Origin of the sequence: Paraburkholderia sp. GAS448, from assembly GCF_050435685.1 — a bacterium.
Taxonomy (GTDB): Bacteria; Pseudomonadota; Gammaproteobacteria; order Burkholderiales; family Burkholderiaceae; genus Paraburkholderia.
In genome coordinates this window covers 268,074-288,246 of the sequence record NZ_JBNDKT010000006.1, presented here as the reverse complement: position 1 = coordinate 288,246, position 20,173 = coordinate 268,074, and the positions used below count along the sequence as shown (strand labels likewise).

Annotated in this window: 13 protein-coding genes; 4 read left to right on the top strand and 9 right to left on the bottom strand. The window is 59.8% G+C overall.

What is annotated here, in order from left to right; genetic code table 11:
- Positions 1-157: 157 nt before the first annotated feature.
- The gene (locus P3T23_RS14800; protein WP_429316913.1) at positions 158-1,351 is read right to left on the bottom strand and encodes a TIGR03118 family protein; all 1,194 of its coding nucleotides are present in this window, start codon (positions 1,349-1,351) and stop codon (positions 158-160) included.
- A 747-nt stretch (positions 1,352-2,098) separates the two neighbouring features.
- On the opposite strand from P3T23_RS14800, the gene P3T23_RS14795 reads away from it, so the two are divergent.
- Positions 2,099-2,515, top strand: a complete 417-nt coding sequence (locus P3T23_RS14795; RefSeq protein WP_429316912.1) for a hypothetical protein — start codon at positions 2,099-2,101, stop codon at positions 2,513-2,515.
- Between the two features lie 359 nt (positions 2,516-2,874).
- Positions 2,875-3,477, top strand: a complete 603-nt coding sequence (locus P3T23_RS14790; RefSeq protein WP_429316911.1) for a cysteine hydrolase family protein — start codon at positions 2,875-2,877, stop codon at positions 3,475-3,477.
- Positions 3,478-4,028: 551 nt separating this feature from the next.
- On the opposite strand, the gene P3T23_RS14785 is transcribed toward P3T23_RS14790, so the two are convergent.
- From P3T23_RS14785 to P3T23_RS14755, 7 genes are all read right to left on the bottom strand, one after another.
- Complete coding sequence (locus P3T23_RS14785; RefSeq protein ID WP_429316910.1) at positions 4,029-5,069, bottom strand: porin; 1,041 nt, start codon at positions 5,067-5,069, stop codon at positions 4,029-4,031.
- A gap of 226 nt (positions 5,070-5,295) precedes the next feature.
- On the bottom strand, positions 5,296-6,291 hold the full coding sequence (locus P3T23_RS14780; RefSeq protein WP_429316909.1) for an ABC transporter permease: 996 nt from the start codon (positions 6,289-6,291) through the stop codon (positions 5,296-5,298).
- Between the two features lie 29 nt (positions 6,292-6,320).
- Positions 6,321-8,798, bottom strand: coding sequence for an ATP-binding cassette domain-containing protein (locus tag P3T23_RS14775; RefSeq protein WP_429316908.1), 2,478 nt, complete (start codon positions 8,796-8,798; stop codon positions 6,321-6,323).
- A gap of 836 nt (positions 8,799-9,634) precedes the next feature.
- A complete protein-coding gene (locus tag P3T23_RS14770; protein ID WP_429316907.1) occupies positions 9,635-10,030 on the bottom strand; it encodes a nuclear transport factor 2 family protein in 396 nt (131 codons plus the stop codon).
- Between the two features lie 93 nt (positions 10,031-10,123).
- Complete coding sequence (locus tag P3T23_RS14765) at positions 10,124-11,233, bottom strand: Gfo/Idh/MocA family protein (RefSeq protein ID WP_429316906.1); 1,110 nt, start codon at positions 11,231-11,233, stop codon at positions 10,124-10,126.
- Positions 11,234-11,539: 306 nt separating this feature from the next.
- Positions 11,540-12,586, bottom strand: a complete 1,047-nt coding sequence (locus P3T23_RS14760; RefSeq protein ID WP_429316905.1) for a cupin domain-containing protein — start codon at positions 12,584-12,586, stop codon at positions 11,540-11,542.
- 1,166 nt (positions 12,587-13,752) lie between these two features.
- Positions 13,753-14,292, bottom strand: coding sequence for a MarR family winged helix-turn-helix transcriptional regulator (locus P3T23_RS14755; protein WP_429316904.1), 540 nt, complete (start codon positions 14,290-14,292; stop codon positions 13,753-13,755).
- A gap of 542 nt (positions 14,293-14,834) precedes the next feature.
- On the opposite strand from P3T23_RS14755, the gene P3T23_RS14750 reads away from it, so the two are divergent.
- Positions 14,835-17,792 carry a molybdopterin-dependent oxidoreductase gene (locus tag P3T23_RS14750; RefSeq protein WP_429316903.1) on the top strand — a complete coding sequence of 986 codons (2,958 nt, stop codon included), beginning with the start codon at positions 14,835-14,837 and terminating at the stop codon, positions 17,790-17,792.
- Positions 17,762-18,634 carry a 4Fe-4S dicluster domain-containing protein gene (locus P3T23_RS14745; protein ID WP_429316902.1) on the top strand — a complete coding sequence of 291 codons (873 nt, stop codon included), beginning with the start codon at positions 17,762-17,764 and terminating at the stop codon, positions 18,632-18,634. The genes P3T23_RS14750 and P3T23_RS14745 overlap by 31 nt, the downstream gene beginning before the upstream one ends.
- Positions 18,635-18,986: 352 nt before the next feature.
- Here P3T23_RS14745 and P3T23_RS14740 read toward each other — a convergent pair whose 3' ends face one another.
- Positions 18,987-19,985, bottom strand: coding sequence for an ABC transporter substrate-binding protein (locus P3T23_RS14740; protein WP_429316901.1), 999 nt, complete (start codon positions 19,983-19,985; stop codon positions 18,987-18,989).
- Positions 19,986-20,173: the final 188 nt, after the last annotated feature.

Sequence of the window (20,173 nt, the reverse complement as noted above, 5' to 3'; positions counted from 1 at the left end):
CGCAAGAGGGCATTCGATTCACGACAACGAATGTTGCTTTATGGGCCGTTCGATATCCAGGGGGTGGACGCGGCTAATGGGCGTCTGCTTTGTGGTTTGATGGCGGTGACGAGGTCACCGCCAGGAAGTGGCGCAGGGAGCCACGTGCGACTGCCGGCTATTGCCGTTGCTGAGCGGATGCTCGCGCCCTGGAGGCACTCAATGGAGCGATGGTACCGAACAGTCCATTGGTCTCTTTGTTAGGACCTGCCGAGAAGTACAGCGTGTCCGGGCTCGAGTTGCGGCCGCCACCGAGTGTCAGAGTCCACAGCCCGTCGATAGCCAGCGGATTGCCGTACGGATTCTCCAACTGATCGACGAACGTGCCGTCATCGTTGAAGACATTGATTCGGCCGTCGCCGAAGTTGCCAATCAGGATCTTGCCGCTGAAGCGGCCGAATGCAAACGATGCGCGCGTGATTCCCCAGGGCGAGTCGAGTGCCCCTCGGCTGGCGAAGCGGCGCAGCAGGTGGCCGTCTGTATCGAATACATCGACGAATCCATGACCGCGGCCTGCAACATCGTCGTGCTTCTGACCGTTCTGCTGGGCATAGGTGACGAAAAGGTCGCCATCGATGTTCGCGATACCAAACGGCGCGTAGCCAACCGGGATGTCCGGGTCGGTGAAGCCGCCGTCCGTCGTCGCGGGCGTAAACAAGTCGTTCGTACCGCCGCCTGGCCCGAATACATCGATGTGACCCGAGCGAAAGTTCGTCGCAAACAGGAATCCTCCGTTCTCGTTTACGCCGAAGACGAGACCCTTGTAGACGGCCCCGCTGGCGGCGGATGGAAAGGACGAGTTATCGACCGCGATCACGGCGTTGTTCGCCGGATTCAACCCGCCGGCCCAGGCGGAAATCGTGCCGTCCTCGGTCGCGAAGATGAATGCGGCCTGGATTTTGGTACCTGGCACGAGAAACGCCGGTGAGGGATTCCACACGATTCCGGTCGGCGCCGCAGGCGTGGGATTCGGTGGATTGTTGGGAAAGACGGGATGACAGGCACTGGCCGGTATGACATTGCCTGGCAGCGGGATGGAGACCTGCAACGCCACCACCTTTGCCCCCACGCCGTCATACAGCGTGGAGCAGCCTGTGGCATTGTCGTTGATCCAGAATGGACTTGCTGCCGGACTAAAGGCAATACCCCAGGCGTTCTGCAGTACCCCGTCGACCTTCGGGGCACCGCCTGCCAGGTTGGACACTAATGGCGTGACGACGTAAGCATCATCGTCAGCGGCATGCCCGATTGTGAAACCGGCGGCGAGGACGATCACGGCCACCGCTTTGAGACCCCAAGAGACCTGCGACATGACTACCCTCCTTAGTCTGACTGGTGAGAAATTGCTCCGAGAGTTGGCGCCCAAGGAGGCTAAACGACCGCTGTCCTTCAAATATTCCCGCTGTCCTTCAAAAACATTCCACTTGCCACCCGGTCGTATGGCGCGACAGGGTCGACAGCGGCTGGTTCAACAAGATCACGATGGGCTGCGCAAGCACGGCGCCTCTTGCAAATGCGCTTGACGAACATGCTGTTGCGATAGCCACGATGCGCTTCCGAAATCGAAGGTCGAAAAGATTCGTCGCTGCGAGCTGCGTCACGTCGAATGATGGCCACGCGGCGCGACGGGAAAGTTGCGCGTTGGAGAACCAGGTAGCACATCGGTGAACCGGGAAGCCACTCGAATCGTTTGTGTTCGCCAGCACGGCGCGCGCCAGAAAGCGGCTTCCCGCGCGACATCGGGCGGAATATTTCGAAGCCCACTCACGTTCTACCAGCGAGGTTCGCCAGCACTGGCGAGCACGGGTCCTTCATCCGCGATGAATTCACGCGCGCAATGCGTGCAAGCCTGCTTGCGCCGTTGCGTGAAGGCGAAGCTATGTGCGCCGCGAAAAGTGGTCTCCAGCGGCCACGACGATGACGAGGGTCCCTACCCATGCCTGCTGATGCGCGACGGTCATCGAGAGAACAGTTGATCCACGAGCCTTCGGGGCCGGCGAATCCGGCGCCGTGGTTCGACGCGTCTTGCGGCAACGCGGCCCTTTCGAGGAGAAACATCATGATCGACAGAAACCATACTGCGTTCGTGCTGGCGGTGGTTGCGCTCGGCGTTGCGCCGCTGGGCGGTCTTGCGGACGAGACGATCCATGTCAAGCTCACGGACAACGCGATTCAACTCGATCCCGGCACAGCGAATGCCGGGCACGTCACGTTCGAGGTGAACAACGCAGCGAGCGGCAATACCGAACATGAGTTCGTGGTGCTGAGAACAGACATGGACGACGCGCATCTGCCCGTCCACAAAGACCAGGTCACGGAAAGCCGGTTCAAGAAAATGGGCGAGGTGGAGGACCTGGCGCAGGGTTCGACCAGGCGCCTGTCATTGAAGCTTGCGCCAGGACGCTACGTGCTGATTTGCAACCGGCCGGGGCACTATGAGATGGGCATGCACACATCGTTCGTCGTTGCGCGCTGAGGCGAGGCATACCTGTCCCGCCTTTGCAGCGGATCGATAGCGACAGTGGCTCGACTTTGCAATGGGTCGTGTACTGCCGCCTGGCGACGGTCGAAGTTCAGAAAGCTTTGCGCCCGAGGGCCACGAACCGCAACGCTCGTTCAGTGGCGTTATTACCTGTTTCGAGCGTCCATCATCGTAGTGAAATTTGTTCAATAGCACATTGAAGTATCCGCGTTGGTATGATCGGACCGGAGAGTCCAGATTCAAGCTGGTCCAGGTCGTTAAGAAACGCCTTGCAACAAACCCAACCTGAAGATGCTCAGCGATCATGTCAGCGGCACATCGTAAGAAGACCCATCATCTGCAAGGAGAAACCCATGCCTGAGCTTTCGCACATTGATCCCCGGAGCGCAGCGCTGCTGGTGATGGATTATCAGGTCGATACCCTCACCAGGTTCATGACGGCTGCGCAGTCCGCCGATGCGATCGCGTGCGTGCCTGAGCTGATCGCCACGGCACGAGACGCGGGCATGATGGTGATTCATGTCGTTGTCGCATTCCGGCCGGGTCATCCCGAGGTCAGCCCCCGTAACCCCCTCTTCAGCGCGCTGAAGGCGAACGGAATGTTGGTGGCCGGGAGCGAAGGCGCCGCGATCCATCCGGCCGCAGCGGCAGGAGAGGGGGAACCGATAGTGGTCAAGCACCGCATCAGCCCGTTCGTTGGCACCGACCTGGAGACACTGCTGCGCGCCAGCGGCATCGACACGCTGGTGCTCGCCGGTGTCCACACCAGCGGCGTCGTGCTGTCGACCGTTCGCCACGCCGGCGATCTGGATTATCGGTTGGTCGTCGTCCGCGAGTGCTGCGCCGACCCAGATGCAGAGGTGCATGCGATGCTGCTCGACATTGTCATCGCGAAGCAGGCTGCGGTCGTCACCATGGCGCAGCTCGCCGGTGCCCTGCCCGGCAGGTCTTCATGAACGAACGCGAGCGATAGTCCTGGAGAAGCGTCGCGACTCTTTCACCAATCCCCATCCCAAAGCCGTCACGTTCTCGCTCGACTACCTTCAGGAGTGGGTGGCGGGCGCGACTGGGACACGCAAATCCAAGTGGATCGACAAGATCAATACAGAGGATGGACAACGCTTTCTGTCATATCAGTTGCAGTGGCGAGCAGCGGTTATGATCGGCAGGACGATCAATCGATCTGGGTATGGGAACTGACCGCGCCTGTATGTCCAGCGTGCGGTCGCCGCAGGCGTCGACGCGCGAGTTGACGTCTGGTTGGGCATGCCGCACGGATTCCACGGCAGTATCGGAACGTTGAAAGCCTCGGCACAGGCTCTCGATGCCATCGGCATGTTTCTTATGGAGAGACTGCAGTCGGTTAGCGGTTCGTGAACCGCCACCCGCGTGGATTGATCGACCGGGGACGCCGCCACATGACAGACCATGTCGGCGCCCCGGATCGTGACCACGCGAACGTCGCGCCGATTGACCGCCGGTCGCGCGTCAAGGTCATCAGTTGCACTCAGAAGTAGTGCATGATGCCCAGGTAGCCACCTTGCTGGTTGTGGCCCGGCAGCGGTGGGGAGTCGGTCGCTTCAACCGGGAACGCGGAACTCTTGCCGTTGAACATCGCCCCGACGGTCAGGTAGAGGAATGTCCGCTTTGAGAGGTTATAGGTGGTGGCGAGTGCGCCGAGATTGCCCTGTCCACCGCCATGATTGACGTTACCGTAATACCAGGCGGCCTGAAAAGCGAGGGCAGCGGTAGCCTGATACGAGGCGCCGAGCCACGCCTGCTGGCTGCGTGTGGCGGCGAACGGGTTAAACGCAGTGGCGACCGTGTCCTGTCCGGATGAGACCAGTTGCTGATAGCCCGTGTAGAGCTTGACTGGGCCCAACTGGTAGGTGACACCGGCCATGTATTCCCGTGACGCGGCGTACAGGTCTGAAAAACGCCCGTTGGCGTCGCGGATTTCTTCATACACGCCGTACGCGGCGAAGTTGGTGAGTGTGTACTGGGCGCTTACACTGAACTGGCGATCGCCGCGGAAGTTGCCAGCCTTGTTGCCAAATCCGTTCTGCACGCGGAAGGAGAAACCCGCCCAGGTAGGTGAATTATATGTGACGACGTTTGATCGCGGTCCCCACGCTCGCCCGAATGCGAAGTTGCCAACACCTACTCCCACCTGCTCCCCCAGCGGGTCAAGGTACCAACCGGTTTCGTCGGTCAGGCTCATGGCCTCCCCGAACCAGATACTTCCGTATTTATCGTCGGCCAAACCCACATACGCGTCGCGGGTAAAGATCGTGTTCGGTGGCGTTTGACCCGTTCCGGAAGTGAAAAGACTTTCGAGTTTAAAGACAGCGTGCAGGCCCCCTCCGAGGTCCTCATCGCCCTTCAGACCGAACCAGCTGTATCCATACTGATTGCTGCCAAACCTGAAGTTGTTTTTCGACTGACCGTCTGGCGTCGCAACGTTGGTAACAAAATCAAGCCCAGCGGCGACTCGTCCATACAGCGTCACGGTACTCTGCGCGTAACTATTGCAGACGCCGCATGCCATCAGGGCTATGCAAGAAACTATCTTTCTCATTTCGTTATCCTTACTTTAAAAAAGAGTCTCCAAAGATCGCTTGACGACCTCTTTCGGGTCGCTGCAATCGGCTTGCAGAGGCAGGTCGGTCGCTAACCGGCTCCTCGCTCCCACGTCCCAACCCCGAAACGCCCGCTTTTCGAGCGACTACGGGCGCCCGGAAGAGAATGGCGCAGACACCCGCTACTACTTTCCACTATGCGCTTTTGCGAAACGTTCTTACCGCCGATGGCAGATGGCGGACGGTGGTTGCGAGCAGAATTGCGCAGGCCTGAACGAGAAGCTGAACAGCGGGGCCTGCGCCAAGCGCCAGCACGAGCTGACCGAGCTGCGCCATGAACAGTGCAGCCACGGCACTCGCGACGACACTGCCTCTGCCGCCCGTGAAGGGCGTGCCTCCGACCACCACGGCCGCGATCGCCGGCAGGAGATAGTCGTTACCCGAAGTCTGCGACGCGCTTCCGATGAATCCGGCGAGCAGCATGCCCGCCGCGGAAAAGCAAACGGCGGAGGCAAGGTACGCCCCAATCCTGTACCTCAGCACGTTGACGCCTGCGGCTTCGGCCGCACGCGGGTTCACCCCCACGGCGACGAACCTGCGCCCTACTGTGGTCTTGCGGGTAATGATCCACGCGGTCGTCACGAACGCGAAGGCGAACCAGACGTTGGACGGGAGCCCAAGAAACTGGGCGTGCGAAATGGTTTGCATGACGGTCGGGACGTCAACCGGAACGTTACCGGTCAACGAGCGTGCGCAACCTATCAGCAGCGCGTTGACGGCAAGCGTCGCCACCAGCGGCGTAATCGCGACCCTGGAAATGAGCGCACCATTGATGATTCCGACGATCCCGCCGACGCAAACAGTAAAAATGACGGCAAGGACGATGGAATTGAATGCGAATCCCGTTCTGGCCATGACGATGCCGGCGATCGAAACCATACCGATTGCCGACATGTCCAGCCCACGCTGCTGGATGACCAGCGTTTGGCCCGTCGCGACGATCGCGAGAATGCCGGCGAAAGGAAGCATGGCCAGGATCGAGCCTCGCGTCATCGTGCCCGGGGCGACGATGGAACTGCACACGAAGAGCAGGATCAGCCCGACCCAGATCCATGAGAATTCATCAACCGCGGGTAGCCGTGCCGGCTTTGCTTTTGATTTCGACTTGGAGGGCTCAAGAAAATCTGACATGACTTCCGCCTGATTGTGCATTGCGTTTTTCATTTCGCCACCACCATTTCTCTGCTCTTGGAATAGAGCGCGACTGACGTGAGGATCATTCCGCCAAGGAGGTACGACTGCCACGAGTCCCCGATATCGAGAAATGAGGTGACGACATTCACCTGAATGATGAGGAGCGCACCCAGCAGCGAACCGACGAAGGAACCGCGTCCGCCAAACAGGCTTGCGCCGCCGATCACCACCGCTGCGACGCTTCCGAGCGTGTAGGTGATGCCGGCGCTGGGGTCGCCAGAGCCGACCTGCGCCATCATGGGCACGGCAGCGACGCCCGCAAGGAACGAACATCCCATGTACGCGGCGAGCGACGTCAGTTGCGGGCGGGCGCCGGACATGCGCGCCGCTTCGACGCGGGAGCCCACGCCGCGCAGCGTGAGACCGGCCCTCGACTTGAACAACGCGATTTCGAGCACCACGGCAATCACGATTGCCACGATCGCGACAATGGGCATGACGCCGATCTGGGCACCGATCGACTCCACAATGGAATCCGCGATCAGGCCACCCGGAACCGGGCGCAGGAGCAGTGACACCGCTTGAAGCGCCATGTACGTCGCGAGCGTCGCCACCATCGGATGCAACCGGAACGGGCCGACCAGCATCCAGTTCACGAGTCCGACGGCGAGAGCAACGAGCAACACGATTCCCCATCCAGAGAGCTGATGACCCAACGAGGCGCCATCATTCAGGAAGAACGACTGTATGACGACGATCAGCCCCATGAGCGGCCCGACCGAAAGATCGATCCCGCCGACCAGCATGAGCATCTGCTGACCGTATGCGACGATGGCCAGTGTCGCAACGAGCGCCAGCATGCCGCTCAAGTTTCGCGCAGAAAGGTAGGCCGGATTGACGTGCGCCGCATACAGGCCGAGCGCACAGACTGCAACGGCAAGCATCACGAGCGGCGCCCAATCCCCAGCAGCCCACTTCCAGAGCCCGGAGGTCCGGGAAGCGCCCTTCTCCCGCTCAGTCGTTGCGGTCAGGACGGCAGACGTGATGTTGTTCTCACTGACGGCGTTCTCGCCCAGTTCCTTGACGACATGGCCGCGCGAGAAGATGAGCACGCGGTCACAGAGTCCCGCCACCTCGTGCGCATCCGACGAAACGACAATCACGGCGGTGCCTGCAGCTGCGGCCTCGCGAAGCACCTTGTAGATTTCCATCCGTGCGCCAATGTCCACACCCTGGGTCGGCTCGTCGACCAGCAGCACCTTGGGACGACTGGCGAGCACACTCGCCAGCACAAGCTTTTGCTGGTTACCGCCCGACAGGCTACGAACAGGCGTGTCGATGGACGGCGTCTTGACAGCGAATCGCGTCACGGCGTCCCTGGCGCGCCTTGCTTCGCTGCGCTGGCTCACCCACCCCTTGATGGAATCGAATGGGAGACTGCGGATCGAAAAATTTTCGCGCACCGACAATTCGCCGAAAATGCCCTCGCGATGACGGTCGCCCGGCAGATAACGGATGCCCGAACCGGCGGCAGCCTGCGAGTTGTGGAGCTTCGCGGGAATGTCGGCCACCGTGACGCTGCCGCGGCTTCGCGTCTGTCCCGCGAGGGCCCGCATGAACTCTCGCTGGCCGTTGCCGTCGATCCCCGCGAGGCCGACAATCTCGCCTTTCCTGACCCGAACCGATATGTCGGTAAAGCCGGCACCACGCAGCTTCGTCACGTCGAGAATGACGCTTGCGCCGTCATTGTTACCCTTGGCCGGAAATTCGCGGTCGAGCGCACCGCCAACGATCAGTTCGACGATTTCCTGTTCGCTGAGACCCGCGGCCTCATAGGTGCCCTGGCCCTGACCGTCACGAAGAACCGTCAGGCGATGCGCAATTCTCTGCACCTCGCGGATCCGGTGCGAGATATAGACGACCGAACAACCCGAAGCCGTTATCTTGCGGATGCGCTCGAACAGACGGTCGACGTCTTCCGTCAACAGATGCTCGGTCGGTTCGTCGAGGACCAGAACCTTGGGCTTTGCAGCAAGCGCCTTGACGATTTCGACGATGAACCGCTGCTCGGGCCCCAGGCTCACCACGCGCTCGTTCGCATCGATCGCAACATCGTCGCTCCATTGCTTCAGCAGCCCTCGCGCCCATTGCGCAACCTCCATCAAGGACGGACGCTGCTCGGCAGGCACGCCGAGATAAAGGTTTTCCGCTACGGTCAGGTCGGGCATGAGCGCCGGTTCCTGCCGTACGATAGCCAACCCCAACCGGCGTGCCTGCTCCGTGTCGCCTCGCGTTTCCGTGCCGTCGATCACGACGCGCCCTTTCTCCGGAACGAGGGCGCCGGACGCGACGGCCATGAGCGTGGACTTGCCCGCCCCGTTCTCGCCAACGAGACCGTGTACCTCGCCCTCGACCACCGAGAACGTCACGTTGTCCAGCGCCCGGACACCGGGGAAGATCTTGGTGACACCATCGACCTGCAGCAGCGTTTTCTGGTCATTCATGATTCGTCTCGAACAATTACTGTGCAAATACTTCCTTGAGCTTGTCGGCAGGAAGCGCGGAGGAATGCGGATTGATAGCCTCGACAGCGGAATGCGATAGCTCGAAAATAAACAGCGGAATGAGGGGCGCGGTGTGACCTGGCGAAGCACTCCATCCGTGCTCTCGGGCACATCACTTCAAGTACGATCATTCAATACAAGATCGATTTATATAGAATGATGTGTTTCGGAATTAACAAAGTCAAGAACCCTGGGGAATCTCCCTACCCATATCGCACGGGCCACGGATGTCACATGGGTGTCGTCTCAAAGCGGCCGCGACTGCGAATGGCGATGCCGCAACTGACTGCGTGACGCTTCTTCGCTGCAATCCGTGATCACCTGGTTCTTCTTGAGCGTGGTGCAATGCAAAGACGGACGAGCCCGCCAGCAGTGTGACTCGCAGGTCGACGCGCAGATCGGGGGAAATGCGCAAGTCGTAACTGGACACGCTCGCGGGATCGGTGCCTGTCGATCGCCGAGGGGGCGACGACCGAGACGGCGACAGTGTTCGGACTGTCGTCGATATCGTGTGTACAACTTATGAATGTGATGCCCGGCAGTTCGCCACGTTGACGACCACGTAGCGGCACTGCCCCTCCCGGACCTCGAACATCATCTCGCGTCGCGCGCAATCGTTCCGTTCAGGGCGGCTATGCGCTCAATGCCATTGCAAGGTGAGGCCACCTCTTTTCAGGGCAAGCGATTGCCGCAGCCCGTCCGATACCGCCACCACCACCCGTAACGATGATCGCGCTTCTTTCGAGAGCGCGATCCAGATGTTCGTTTTCCTGCCACTAGTGGACAAATAGCGACGTCACGTCGGCATAGATCCGGTAGTCATCGATTTGCCTGTCACGTACGCGCCAGATCGTCACGGCCGGCGCGATCACCGTCGATCTGTCGTTGCGGGTATAGGTCACTTCGATTCTCGAGACGATGACATCGTCGAATCCCCAGACATCGAGCAAACGATGATTGATGGCCGCAATTTGTGTCATGAACTGCCTCGAATACTCGGCGATATGTGCGCGCCCGACGACAGGATCCTGATTGCCAAAGACAAACGTACATCCTTCCGTCAGGAAGGGCATTAGCCGCTGCTCATCCATCGAATCCACTGCCTCATAAACCTCTAATGAGTATTCGAATGCAGGTGTGTGTGCGTTGGTAAGCATATCGATCCCTTTCAAACAAGAAAATCGATCCTCTTTTCGAAGATCACTGTTAGTTCAGACAAAGCATTCTTTACCGACCGCTCAACGAATTCACGACCTGGATGCCGATCAGTCGATTCGCACCCGCTTGCGTGTCTGATCTGACCTCTCGATGGCATCAATCACCTTGTGAAGGGCTACCGCGTCTTCGAAATCAGGGGCAATGTTGGTTCCCTGAACCAGGTCCTCGGCCATCTGCCGATAGATGGCTGCCACATTTCGCGCAAAGCCGGTATCCACGAAATCGAAGTAGTGCGACTTCGCTACCTCAACCTCGCTATAACCCTGTTCCCCCCTCCGACCAGCCTCCACGCGCAATGGCGTGATATTGATGACGGGAACCTGGTCATTCGTCGCGGTAATGCGCAGATCGCCCAGCGTTCCGTTGATCTCCCACAGCAGCCGCGTGCCGCGCGGCAGGCCGCCGCGAAGCTCCAGCGACAACGGTGCTCCCGACTTCAAAACGGCATTGACCATCACATGATCGTGTGTTTGCATCGGGATCGTGTCGCCCGTCTCGACAATGCGCACGGTCTTACGGCGCTGCGACAGCACGCCCTCCACCTCGTCGACGGGGCCGAGCACACTTTGGACGGCAGCCAGTGCATGCCCACCAATGATCGACAGCATGGTTGCGCCCGTGCGCGAATCCATAGCATAGGAGTCGCCGCGCGTGACTTCGTCACCCCAGGTAGGACCGCTGCCAAGGTAGGTCGACGACAACACGTCGCCCACGTAGCCGTCAGCCACGATCTTGCGCACGAGTTCGACCTCGGGCGACGCGGTGGCCTGGGTGCCCACCACTGCCCGTACCTTGCCCCGCCTGGCGAGCTCTGCAAGCTCGATCGCTTCTGCAAGGCCGTTTCCGAGCGGCCACTCACAGTAGACATGCTTGCCCGCCTCCAAAGCCGCTGTGACAACTTCACGATGGTGGGGAACTTTGACCGTTACGGCCACGACGTCGATATCCGGGGAGGCCACTAGCTCCGCCACGTTCTCGAACGCGCGCGGAATGCCGAAGGCAGCAGCGGCCGCCTTTGCGCTCGCGAGACTCGTGTTTGCCACGCCGGCGGTCTCGAATACGTCGGACAGCGCACGCAACGCAGGAATATGAGCTGTCGTACCCCAACCGCGCTCCGTGCTCACTCCCACGATACCCACTCGAAAACGTTTCTCCATTGCATCCTCGAAACCATTGAGTCATGTGTATCCAGGCCGCCGCCTATCGCCAGGTACGGCCCGAACCGAATCCCGCTCGCGGCACGCCATCCGACCTGACCTGCACGCTGACGTAGCGCCCGGGCAACGCGTTAGCCACAGCGCATCGTCCGGGCCGCTCGATGCGGCCCGGAAACAGCGGGATAAAGACTTAACGGATTAACTTCACTCACTCAAGACGGCTGGCGATGCCTTCAGTGGTGCATCGCATGTCCGAGCGTCTGGGCTGTTACGCCTCAGGTACATCGACGCGCAACGTCACGCCGGTCATTTGCCCACACCGGGATGCGGCCGGTATTGGCCCGTCTCCATCAGCTCCGAAGCGGCGATGGCCTTCGGTGTCCATCGCATCGTCGCGCGTGTTTCCAGCAACCAGGCCTGATAGCCCTCTGGAACGTCCTCCGACGGCCCGTGGTGGATGACCCCCTTTGGCACACAGGTCAATGTGCCGGGTTCCGTACACCCGCCCCAGGCGCCCGGGCCTCGCACGTAGCAGATCACCTCGTCGAAATCGGCGTTGATGTGAACCGGTGGACGCCCGCCGGGACGCGCGCTGAGGTTGAACATCAGAAGGTCGCCCGTGCCTGATGACAGAAACTGGCTGGGCGGACCGCCCTCAGGCAGGTAGGCGTGAACCTGGATATTGGCCAGATTCAGCTTCCACACCGGGACGGACTCCGACAAGCGCACGCCGAGCGCAAGCGGATCGTGCGGCATCGTGAAGACCGTGTTCTCGGTGTCGAGAGTTTTCAGCAGCAGCCGCGTCGGGCCGCCGGCCGGCATGGTGGAGTCGATATCGGCAAACTTCAGATCCCGCGCAACGTTGAGCAGGCCACTTGGCGCGGGCGGCGCGAGCTTCAGGGCCGAAGGACTCTCGACGATGATGCTTCGCATGGCATCGCCCGTCGGTGCATATCGATACGCGACGGATCGGGGAATGCAGACGAAGTCCCCTTCCGTCGCGACGAGACAGCCCACGTCCGTTTCGAACCTGACCGTGCCGGACTGGATGAAATGAATCTCGTCCGCTTCGACATTGCGCACCACGTACGGCATCGGTTTGCGCCGTGCCGAGACATGCAGTTTGACGCCGAGCCTGGAAGTCGCCACGGTGGTCGGAAGAGCCTCAGGGTCGTCCTGATCATCAGGCGTCAAGCGGTCAAGGACGGCTCGCCGCGGTGCGTGCGGTCCCTGCACGGAAAGATAATCAGGCGCGTATGTCGGCCGGGTCACCACTGACAGCGCCCCCTGGAATCCGTCACGGCTCCAGAGTTGCACCAGGGGGGGGCCTGCATCATGCGGCTTGCCACTCATTTGTCCACCTCCTTCGCTCTCTAAGACCGCCTCCGCCGCTTCTCACTTCGCTTGGTCGACGTCGGCAAGTAAAGTCCATATGGCACTGCACTGGGCGTGCCGGTGATTCGATCAAGACGCATCGGCTCTTGTCATCGCCCGAGTCAACGCTCCAATATCCAGCCTATGCCAGCAGCGCTGGCACCACTGGCATTTCCATCGAAATTTGTTTGGTCTACCCACGAAGGCCCGGTATTCGATCGTCGCGGCCGGCGCACGTTTATGCAGTGCCGCAATGTCCCAAGCCGTATTGAACATTTCGGGGTTGTCCATCGCACAAGTTATCGATTTATATCGAATGATGTGCTATAGAATAAATCAAGTCAAGAGCGCCAGGGAATTCCCTGGACAGATCTCGGGCCACGTGCATGTGCGGCACAGTACCTCCCGAGGGCATTCAATTTGACGAGGAATGTACGTATGACTAAAAGACAGCGACGAGGGGAGGATACATGTGGGCATTTATGCATCAATCGGATGAGAACGGATATCGGGAAGTGATGTTCGATAGCGGTGTTGTCGCTCCGGATATCATCGGTGCGGTGAACACGCTGGTGGCGCGATTCGAATACGGCGGCGCGTCATGCAATCGTGCTCCCGGCCATTGGGGCAGAGGTCTACGGTAAGGCCTTGCTGAATGTGGAAAACACGGTCACGCCGCTGGAATAACGACGGACTTCGTGGTTCTCCCGTCTTCTGCCCTCGTGACAGCGTGTTTTGATGTTGTCATCCGCTCGAAGCGCGCGAGGGCAGCGCAGACGCTGCTTCAAGTGGCGGCGGCAGTCGGTCCGTTTTGCTGAAAATTCGGGTAAAGAAAGGTAGGTGTGCCAGCTGACTCGCGTCCCGGGAAATACCAATCCCGGGATGTGAACTTCTCAGGTTACCGCAAGCAATCGGAATGTTGTTGGCCTCGGATGCCGATACGGTCGCCACGTCCTTCGACCCATACAAGGCAACACGTAGGCAGCCGGAGTGAAGCGGCAGAACCTGTCAGGTCGCGCCCTGCCCTCTCCTCGTCACGGCAATCCTGCCCTCGAAGCGATGCGCTTGCGGCTCATTGATCTATTTCCCTCTTCAATTGGATGGCGACGACGCACGTTGTAAACGTAATGATCCGCTCGAAGCCGTCAGTCCAAGGCCGCATCGTCCTTTGACATCTGAATCAGATTTTTCTCAATCTGGTGCGCGACCTTCCAGAACACCCGCATGTCCCGCGCCGAAATTCCGTCGAGCGAGGTCGAGTGCAAGTCCGCGATCTCCGGCATTATGTCGTCGACCAGGCGCCTACCCTCGTCCTTAAGACTGACGTAGTACTTTCTTCGGTCTTTAGGATCCCGGACCCTTTGCACCAGCCCGCGCTTTTCCAGGTTGTCGAGTGCCGGCACTGCGGTCGTCGAGGCAATCCCCACTCGCTTGCTCAATTCAAGCTGATTCAACTCGCCGCGCTCGGCCAGTACGCGGAGGTAATACCAATACGCAATGGCAAGGTTTTCCCTATCGAGAATTTTCTGGCCCAGTGCATCATAGAGCCGGCGCACCGTCCTGGCCATCCACGGCACAGTTCGGCCACGCTCATCAAATAGTTCGGGCGACAGCTTCGCGGCTGCCTCGCCTGGCGGCTCGCGATCCAAAGTTGCCTCGGCGACGCTGGGATTCGACTTGGGCATTTCACATTCCTCTATGTATGGGCAGACCGGGCAGATCTCCGGGCCACAAACAAACGGTAGTCAGGGCACCCCTCACCATATGAGCCCTTGACTTCATTTATACTATATAACATCATTCGACATAGGTTGATTGTTTGCGGTATCATCGCCCTGAAAATGATCCGTTGCAGGTAAGATCATACAACGTGATCGACCGCTGCGTCGCGCTGCTCCGCAGCATTTGCTCGTCAGGGCGCAATTCGGAACAGCCTGGACCGATGTCGCGGTTCGTTCCGGAAACACGGAGACACAGGCAGATCCGAAAATGGGAAAGATCGCCAATTTCGCAGGGCATAGCCGCGAACCGAGAGGCCGCTCGATGCCGTGGCCGCCTGAAACAGGCTTTGACGGGGTGACCCGCAAACACGTATCCGCGCACGCAAATCTTTACCTATCGGCAACGACGTCTCTGACCAGCACCGATGGCCGGCCGGTCGACCGATGCCTGACCGGCAGTCGTTGCATCCAATCAAAGCGCAGTTCTGCTCAGGGGTGACATGCTCATGCAGCGAAAAATCCTTGTACTTATCCTCTGGCTCATGCCGACCGTCCTGCGTATTGCGGCACGCAAGTTTCCGTCCATGCGCGCACATCTCGCCACAGGAAGTGGAGTCATCCAGCTGCGGCTCAGAGACAACAGCCTCGCGAGGCAGCTCCATTTCCGAAACGGTACCGTGTCGGGGAGCTGGGGTGTGCATCCCAAACCCGACGCCGAGCTTGTCTTCATGGACGTGGCAACCGCACGCCAGATGCTCGCGCCGAACACCGATCATGCGTTCCTGATCGATGCGCTCAAGAACTTCAAGATCACGCAGGGCGGAAGCGACCAGAAGCTCGTGTGGTTCGGCCAACTCGTCAACACGATGAAGACGGCGGCGTGGCGCAAGGGCATGCCGATGAAGGACGGAACCACGCGTTACGTCACACTCACCAACGGCGGACCCGTGTTCGTCTTCGTCAAGGACGACAAGATCGTCCGCACCACGCCCATTGATCTCGAAGAGGATGACGGACCGAGCTGGAGTATCACGGCAAGAGGTCGCCGGCTTTCGCCGGCACGGCGCGCGACGGTCAGCCCGCACGCGCTCTCCCTCAAATCGCTCGTGTACTCCGAAAAGCGCCTCCTCTATCCGATGAAGCGCGTCGACTTTGACCCCAATGGCGAACGCAATCCCCAGAACCGCGGGATCTCGGGCTATGAACGCATCAGCTGGGACGAAGCGCTCGATATCGTTGCCGGAGAAATCCGCCGCATGAAGAAGGACTACGGCCCCGGGGCCATAGCCATGGCCACGGGAGCACACCACCAGTGGGGGAACATCAACTACTACCTGAGCGCGATGCTGCGCTTTGGCAACCTGATCGGCCATACCCGCGTCGAGCCGAGTCCGATCAGTTGGGAAGGCTGGTACTGGGGGGCCATGCATCATTACGGCAACAGCCTGCGCCTGGGCACACCGAGTTTTTACGGCACGACCGAGGACTGCCTTCAGCATGCCGAGGTAATCGTCTTCTGGTCGAGCGATCCCGAATCGACAAGTGGTGTTTATGGCGGATTCGAAGGCACCGAGCGGCGGCTGTGGGCCAAACAACTCGGCATCGAGTTCGTGCATATTGATCCCTATCTGACCCATTCCGCTCAGTTCCTTGGCGGGAAATGGCTGCCGATCAAACCCGGCTCCGACTCGGCGCTCGCGATCGCCATCATGCACGAATGGATGGTTAGCGGCAGCTACGATAAGGAATACGTAGCATCGAATACGACGGGTTTTGACGAGTGGAGCGCTTACGTCCTCGGCAAAGAGGACGGTGTACCGAAGACGCCGGAGTGGCAAGAGGCCGAAACAGGTGTGCCCGCCAAGGATGTCCGCAGTCTGGCGCAGTTGTGGGCGTCAAAGAAGACTTATCTCGCGGCTGGCGGCCTGGGCGCAGGCTTTGGTGGCGCATGCCGCACCGAGACGGGTGCTCAATGGGCGCGAAGCGTCGTCATGATGATGGCGATGCAGGGGTGGGGGAAACCGGGGATCAACTTCGGCAATTTGCAGATCGGTGCACCGCAGGACCTCAATTTTTACTTTCCCGGGTACGCCGAGGGCGGAATCTCAGGCGATCTGAACAACACTGCGAGCGCGGCCAACAACTACTGCCGCATGCCACACATCATCACGATCAACCCGGTGAAGCAGTCCGTCCCCCGGCAACGACTTGCCGAAGCCATCGTGCAGGGAAGCGCACAAGGCTACACGTGGGACGGCTTCTCGATCGAGGGACAATTTGCCGAATACTCGTATCCGAGGCCGGGTTATTCCCGCATCCACATGTTGTACCGCTACGGCTCGTCATCGTTCGGCACAACTCCGGGTTCGAACAGGCTTGTTGAAGCGTATCGTCACCCATCCCTGGAGTTCATCGTCAACCAGTCGATATGGATGGAGAACGAGGCCCAGTTCGCCGACATCATTCTGCCCGCCTGCACCGCGCTCGAACGTGATGACATCTCCGAATGGGCCAACTGCGGCGGCTACATCCAGCATGCACAGAGCCAGCTCAATCACCGAATGGTGATCATGCAGCACAAATGCATCGAGCCCCTCGGCGAATCGAAGTCGGACTATCAGATCTTTCTGGATATCATGACAAGGCTCGGTTACGGCGGGATGTACTCGGAAGGCGGTTGCTCCGAATTGGCCTGGTGCGAGCGGATGTTCAATTCAACCGACTTGCCCAAGCAGACCACCTGGAAGAAGTTCCTGCAAAAAGGCTATCACGTAGTGCCGCCGCCGAAAGACGACGATCAGCCGCCTGTCGACATGCGCTGGTTTGCGCAAGGACGTCTGAAGGATTTGCCGGAAGCGAATCCGCTACCTGGCACGTATACGGCCGGCTTCGGCGACGGGCTGCCGACGCAGTCAGGCAAGTTCGAGTTCGTCCCGTCGAGCCTGCGTCGCATCGAACAGATTGATCCAGCAAGACCGGCCGTCAACCGATACATAAACCGAGCCAGTGCCGCGAAACAACCGTTTCCGCTGCAGCTCGTGACCAACCATCCGGTCTACAGCTTCCATACGCATGCGGACGGGAAGAACAGTCACGTCAGCACGATCGACGAACACCGGATGGAGGTCGGCGGATATCGATATTGGGTCCTGCGGATGAATCCCCGCGATGCCGAGACTCGAGGCATACAGCGTGGCGATCTGGTTCGGGTCCACAACGCGCAGGCGTCGGTCATCTGTGCCGTGGACGTTTCTCAGCTCGTCAAGACGGGGGTGACGCGCGGCAATGAGTCGTGTGCCGAGCTCGACCTGATCGAGACTTCAGTGGGCCTGGTCGATCGCGGAGGCTGTCTCAATCTCCTGACGCCAGGTGGAAAAATGAGTCCGACCGCGGACGGGATCATGCCTAATACTTGCTGGGTGGAGGTGGAAAAATGGGACTCAAAACTCGAGAAAGCAGCGTGAGCGGTTGGGCGCTGGTCATTGACGTTTCACTCTGCATCAATTGCAGAAACTGCGTCCTCGCGACCAAAGACGAGTACGCCGGCAATGCCTTTCCGGGTTATTCCGCGCCCCATCCGCCGGAAGGCCTGGAAACGATCCGGATCGAACGTCACATTCGCGGAGAAGGCTCGCTCGTCGATGTCACCTATATCCCGAAGACCTGTAATCACTGTGACAACGCGCCCTGCGTCAAAGCGGCCTCAGACGGTGCGATCTACAAACGTCCGGACGGTGTCGTCGTGATCGACCCGGTCAAGTCGCATGGCCGGCGCGATCTGGTCGGGACATGCCCTTACGGCATGATCGAATGGAACGAACAGGAACAGGTGCCGCAGAACTGGAACTTCGACGCTCACCTGCTTGACGCCGGCTGGAAAGAGCCGCGCTGCGCGCAAGCCTGCCCCACCAAGGCGATCCGTGCGTTGAATGTCGAAGACGCCCAATTGGCGGAAATGGTCGAGAAAGAGCAGCTGTCAGTCATTCGCCCCGAGTTGGGCACCAAGCCGCGCGTCTTCTACAAAAATCTGGACGACGCGCTCAGCCATCTGGTGGCAGGCAACGTCTGCGAGGATCTGGGTGGCGGTAAACTGCGCAATCTGGAGGGTGCCGAAGTTGTCCTGCGCGACTCCTCCGATGGAAGCGAACGCACAACCAGGACCGATCATTTTGGCGACTTCCGATTCTCTGGGCTGATCGCGCCGTCCTCGCGTATCGAGCTGCGGGTGAGAAAGGACGGAACGGAAAAGGTCCTCGCTACAAGAGACCGCACTGGAAGCGTCAACCTCGGCACGCTGCTCTATTGAAACCAGGTCTCTGGGGTGAGCGCGAAACACAGGCCATACGCCGTGAATACCGCTACGAAGATGCGCCAGGATCACGAGGTCGACTTCATCATCATTGGTACGGGCGCGGCTGACATGAGCGCTGCGTTCGTATCGAAGAACAGCCCATAAGCGCGACCAATCGCAACCCATCTTGTCCTGCGCTCAACACGTGGGGATGGCTTCACGTGGCCTGCCGGTTGAGTCTTGAATCATGTCCGCCTGTTCGTTGGCGGACATGCGACTTTCGGGGCGATCGGTTTGCCAGCAGCCAGGATCTGGCGTTTACGGGGCCCACACCCCGCTTCGACGCGGACAAGGCTCGACGCTCGAATCAGATCTTGAAGCTCTCGAGGCTCGCAGGGTGAAACAACTCACGCGCCTGAAGCCGACGGCTGGACAATCCCTCGGCATGATGGCGGACAAGGAAGCGGTCGATAGTCTGCTCGTTTTCCGCAAAACCGTATGGCCAGAAATCGAAGCCCATCAGCTTGCGCGCCGCCCGCAACTGGTCTTCGACAAACGGCAAAGTAACCTTGGTCGCACCGGTCTCGCTGAGCCGCTCGAGTGCGAGGGCCTTCGATTTCTCGAATGCCTTGACGAGTGCACCCGGCAGCCAGGGATGCTGATCGGTGAGAGCCTTTTTGACGCCGAGCGTGTGCATGATTGGAAACAGTTTCGTGCGCGCATACCAATCGGCGGCAGTCTTGTGTGGATCGTCGAAGAGATACCGAACCTGCGGATGGCCCTGGTCAAAGCAGGAAGGCGCGCGCGGACCGATGACGGCATCGATCTTCCCCGCCGCCAGAAGGCTGGAGATGGTTTCGCCTTCGGGGGCGTCTTCCAGCTTGATGTCGTCCGGCAGGTTCAGCGAGATCTTCTCGACTCTGGTTGGATCTTCGTAGCCGCCGCGCACCCAGGTCACATCCGACGCTTTTACCCCGTACTCTTCCTCGAGAAGAAGCCGGACCCAGACATTGGCAGTGAGCTGGTACTCGGGTACTCCAATGCGCTTGCCCTTCAGGTCTTCAGGCTTGTTGATTCCCCGGTCCGCACGCACGTAGATCGCCGTATGTCGGAACGCCCGCGACGGAAAGACCGGCACGGCGGTATAGGGCGACGTGCCCGCAGCCACCTTGACAGAATAGCTGCTGAGCGACAGCTCGCAGATGTCGTAGTCGGCGTGCCGAAACGCGCGAAAGAAGATCTCCTCAGGTTCCTGCAGCATGAAAACCGGATCTACGCCGTCGATCTGAACATCCCCATCGATGAGCGGCCGCATGCGGTCATAGTTGCCAACGGCGATAGACAGCCGGAGTTTGTGATTTCCCATTACCTCTTCTCCTTGTTGCGGAACGATCGAAACGAAAGCGTCAGCACGGGCCAGCCATGCGGGCTGGGAGACCGGCCAGATCGCTATCAATTTATCCTATGTCGCATGATCCTGCTGAGGATTAACTATGTCAAGGATCATGGTGCCATGACTTCGGCGACGTCAACGACGTTCAGGGACAAAGCCGC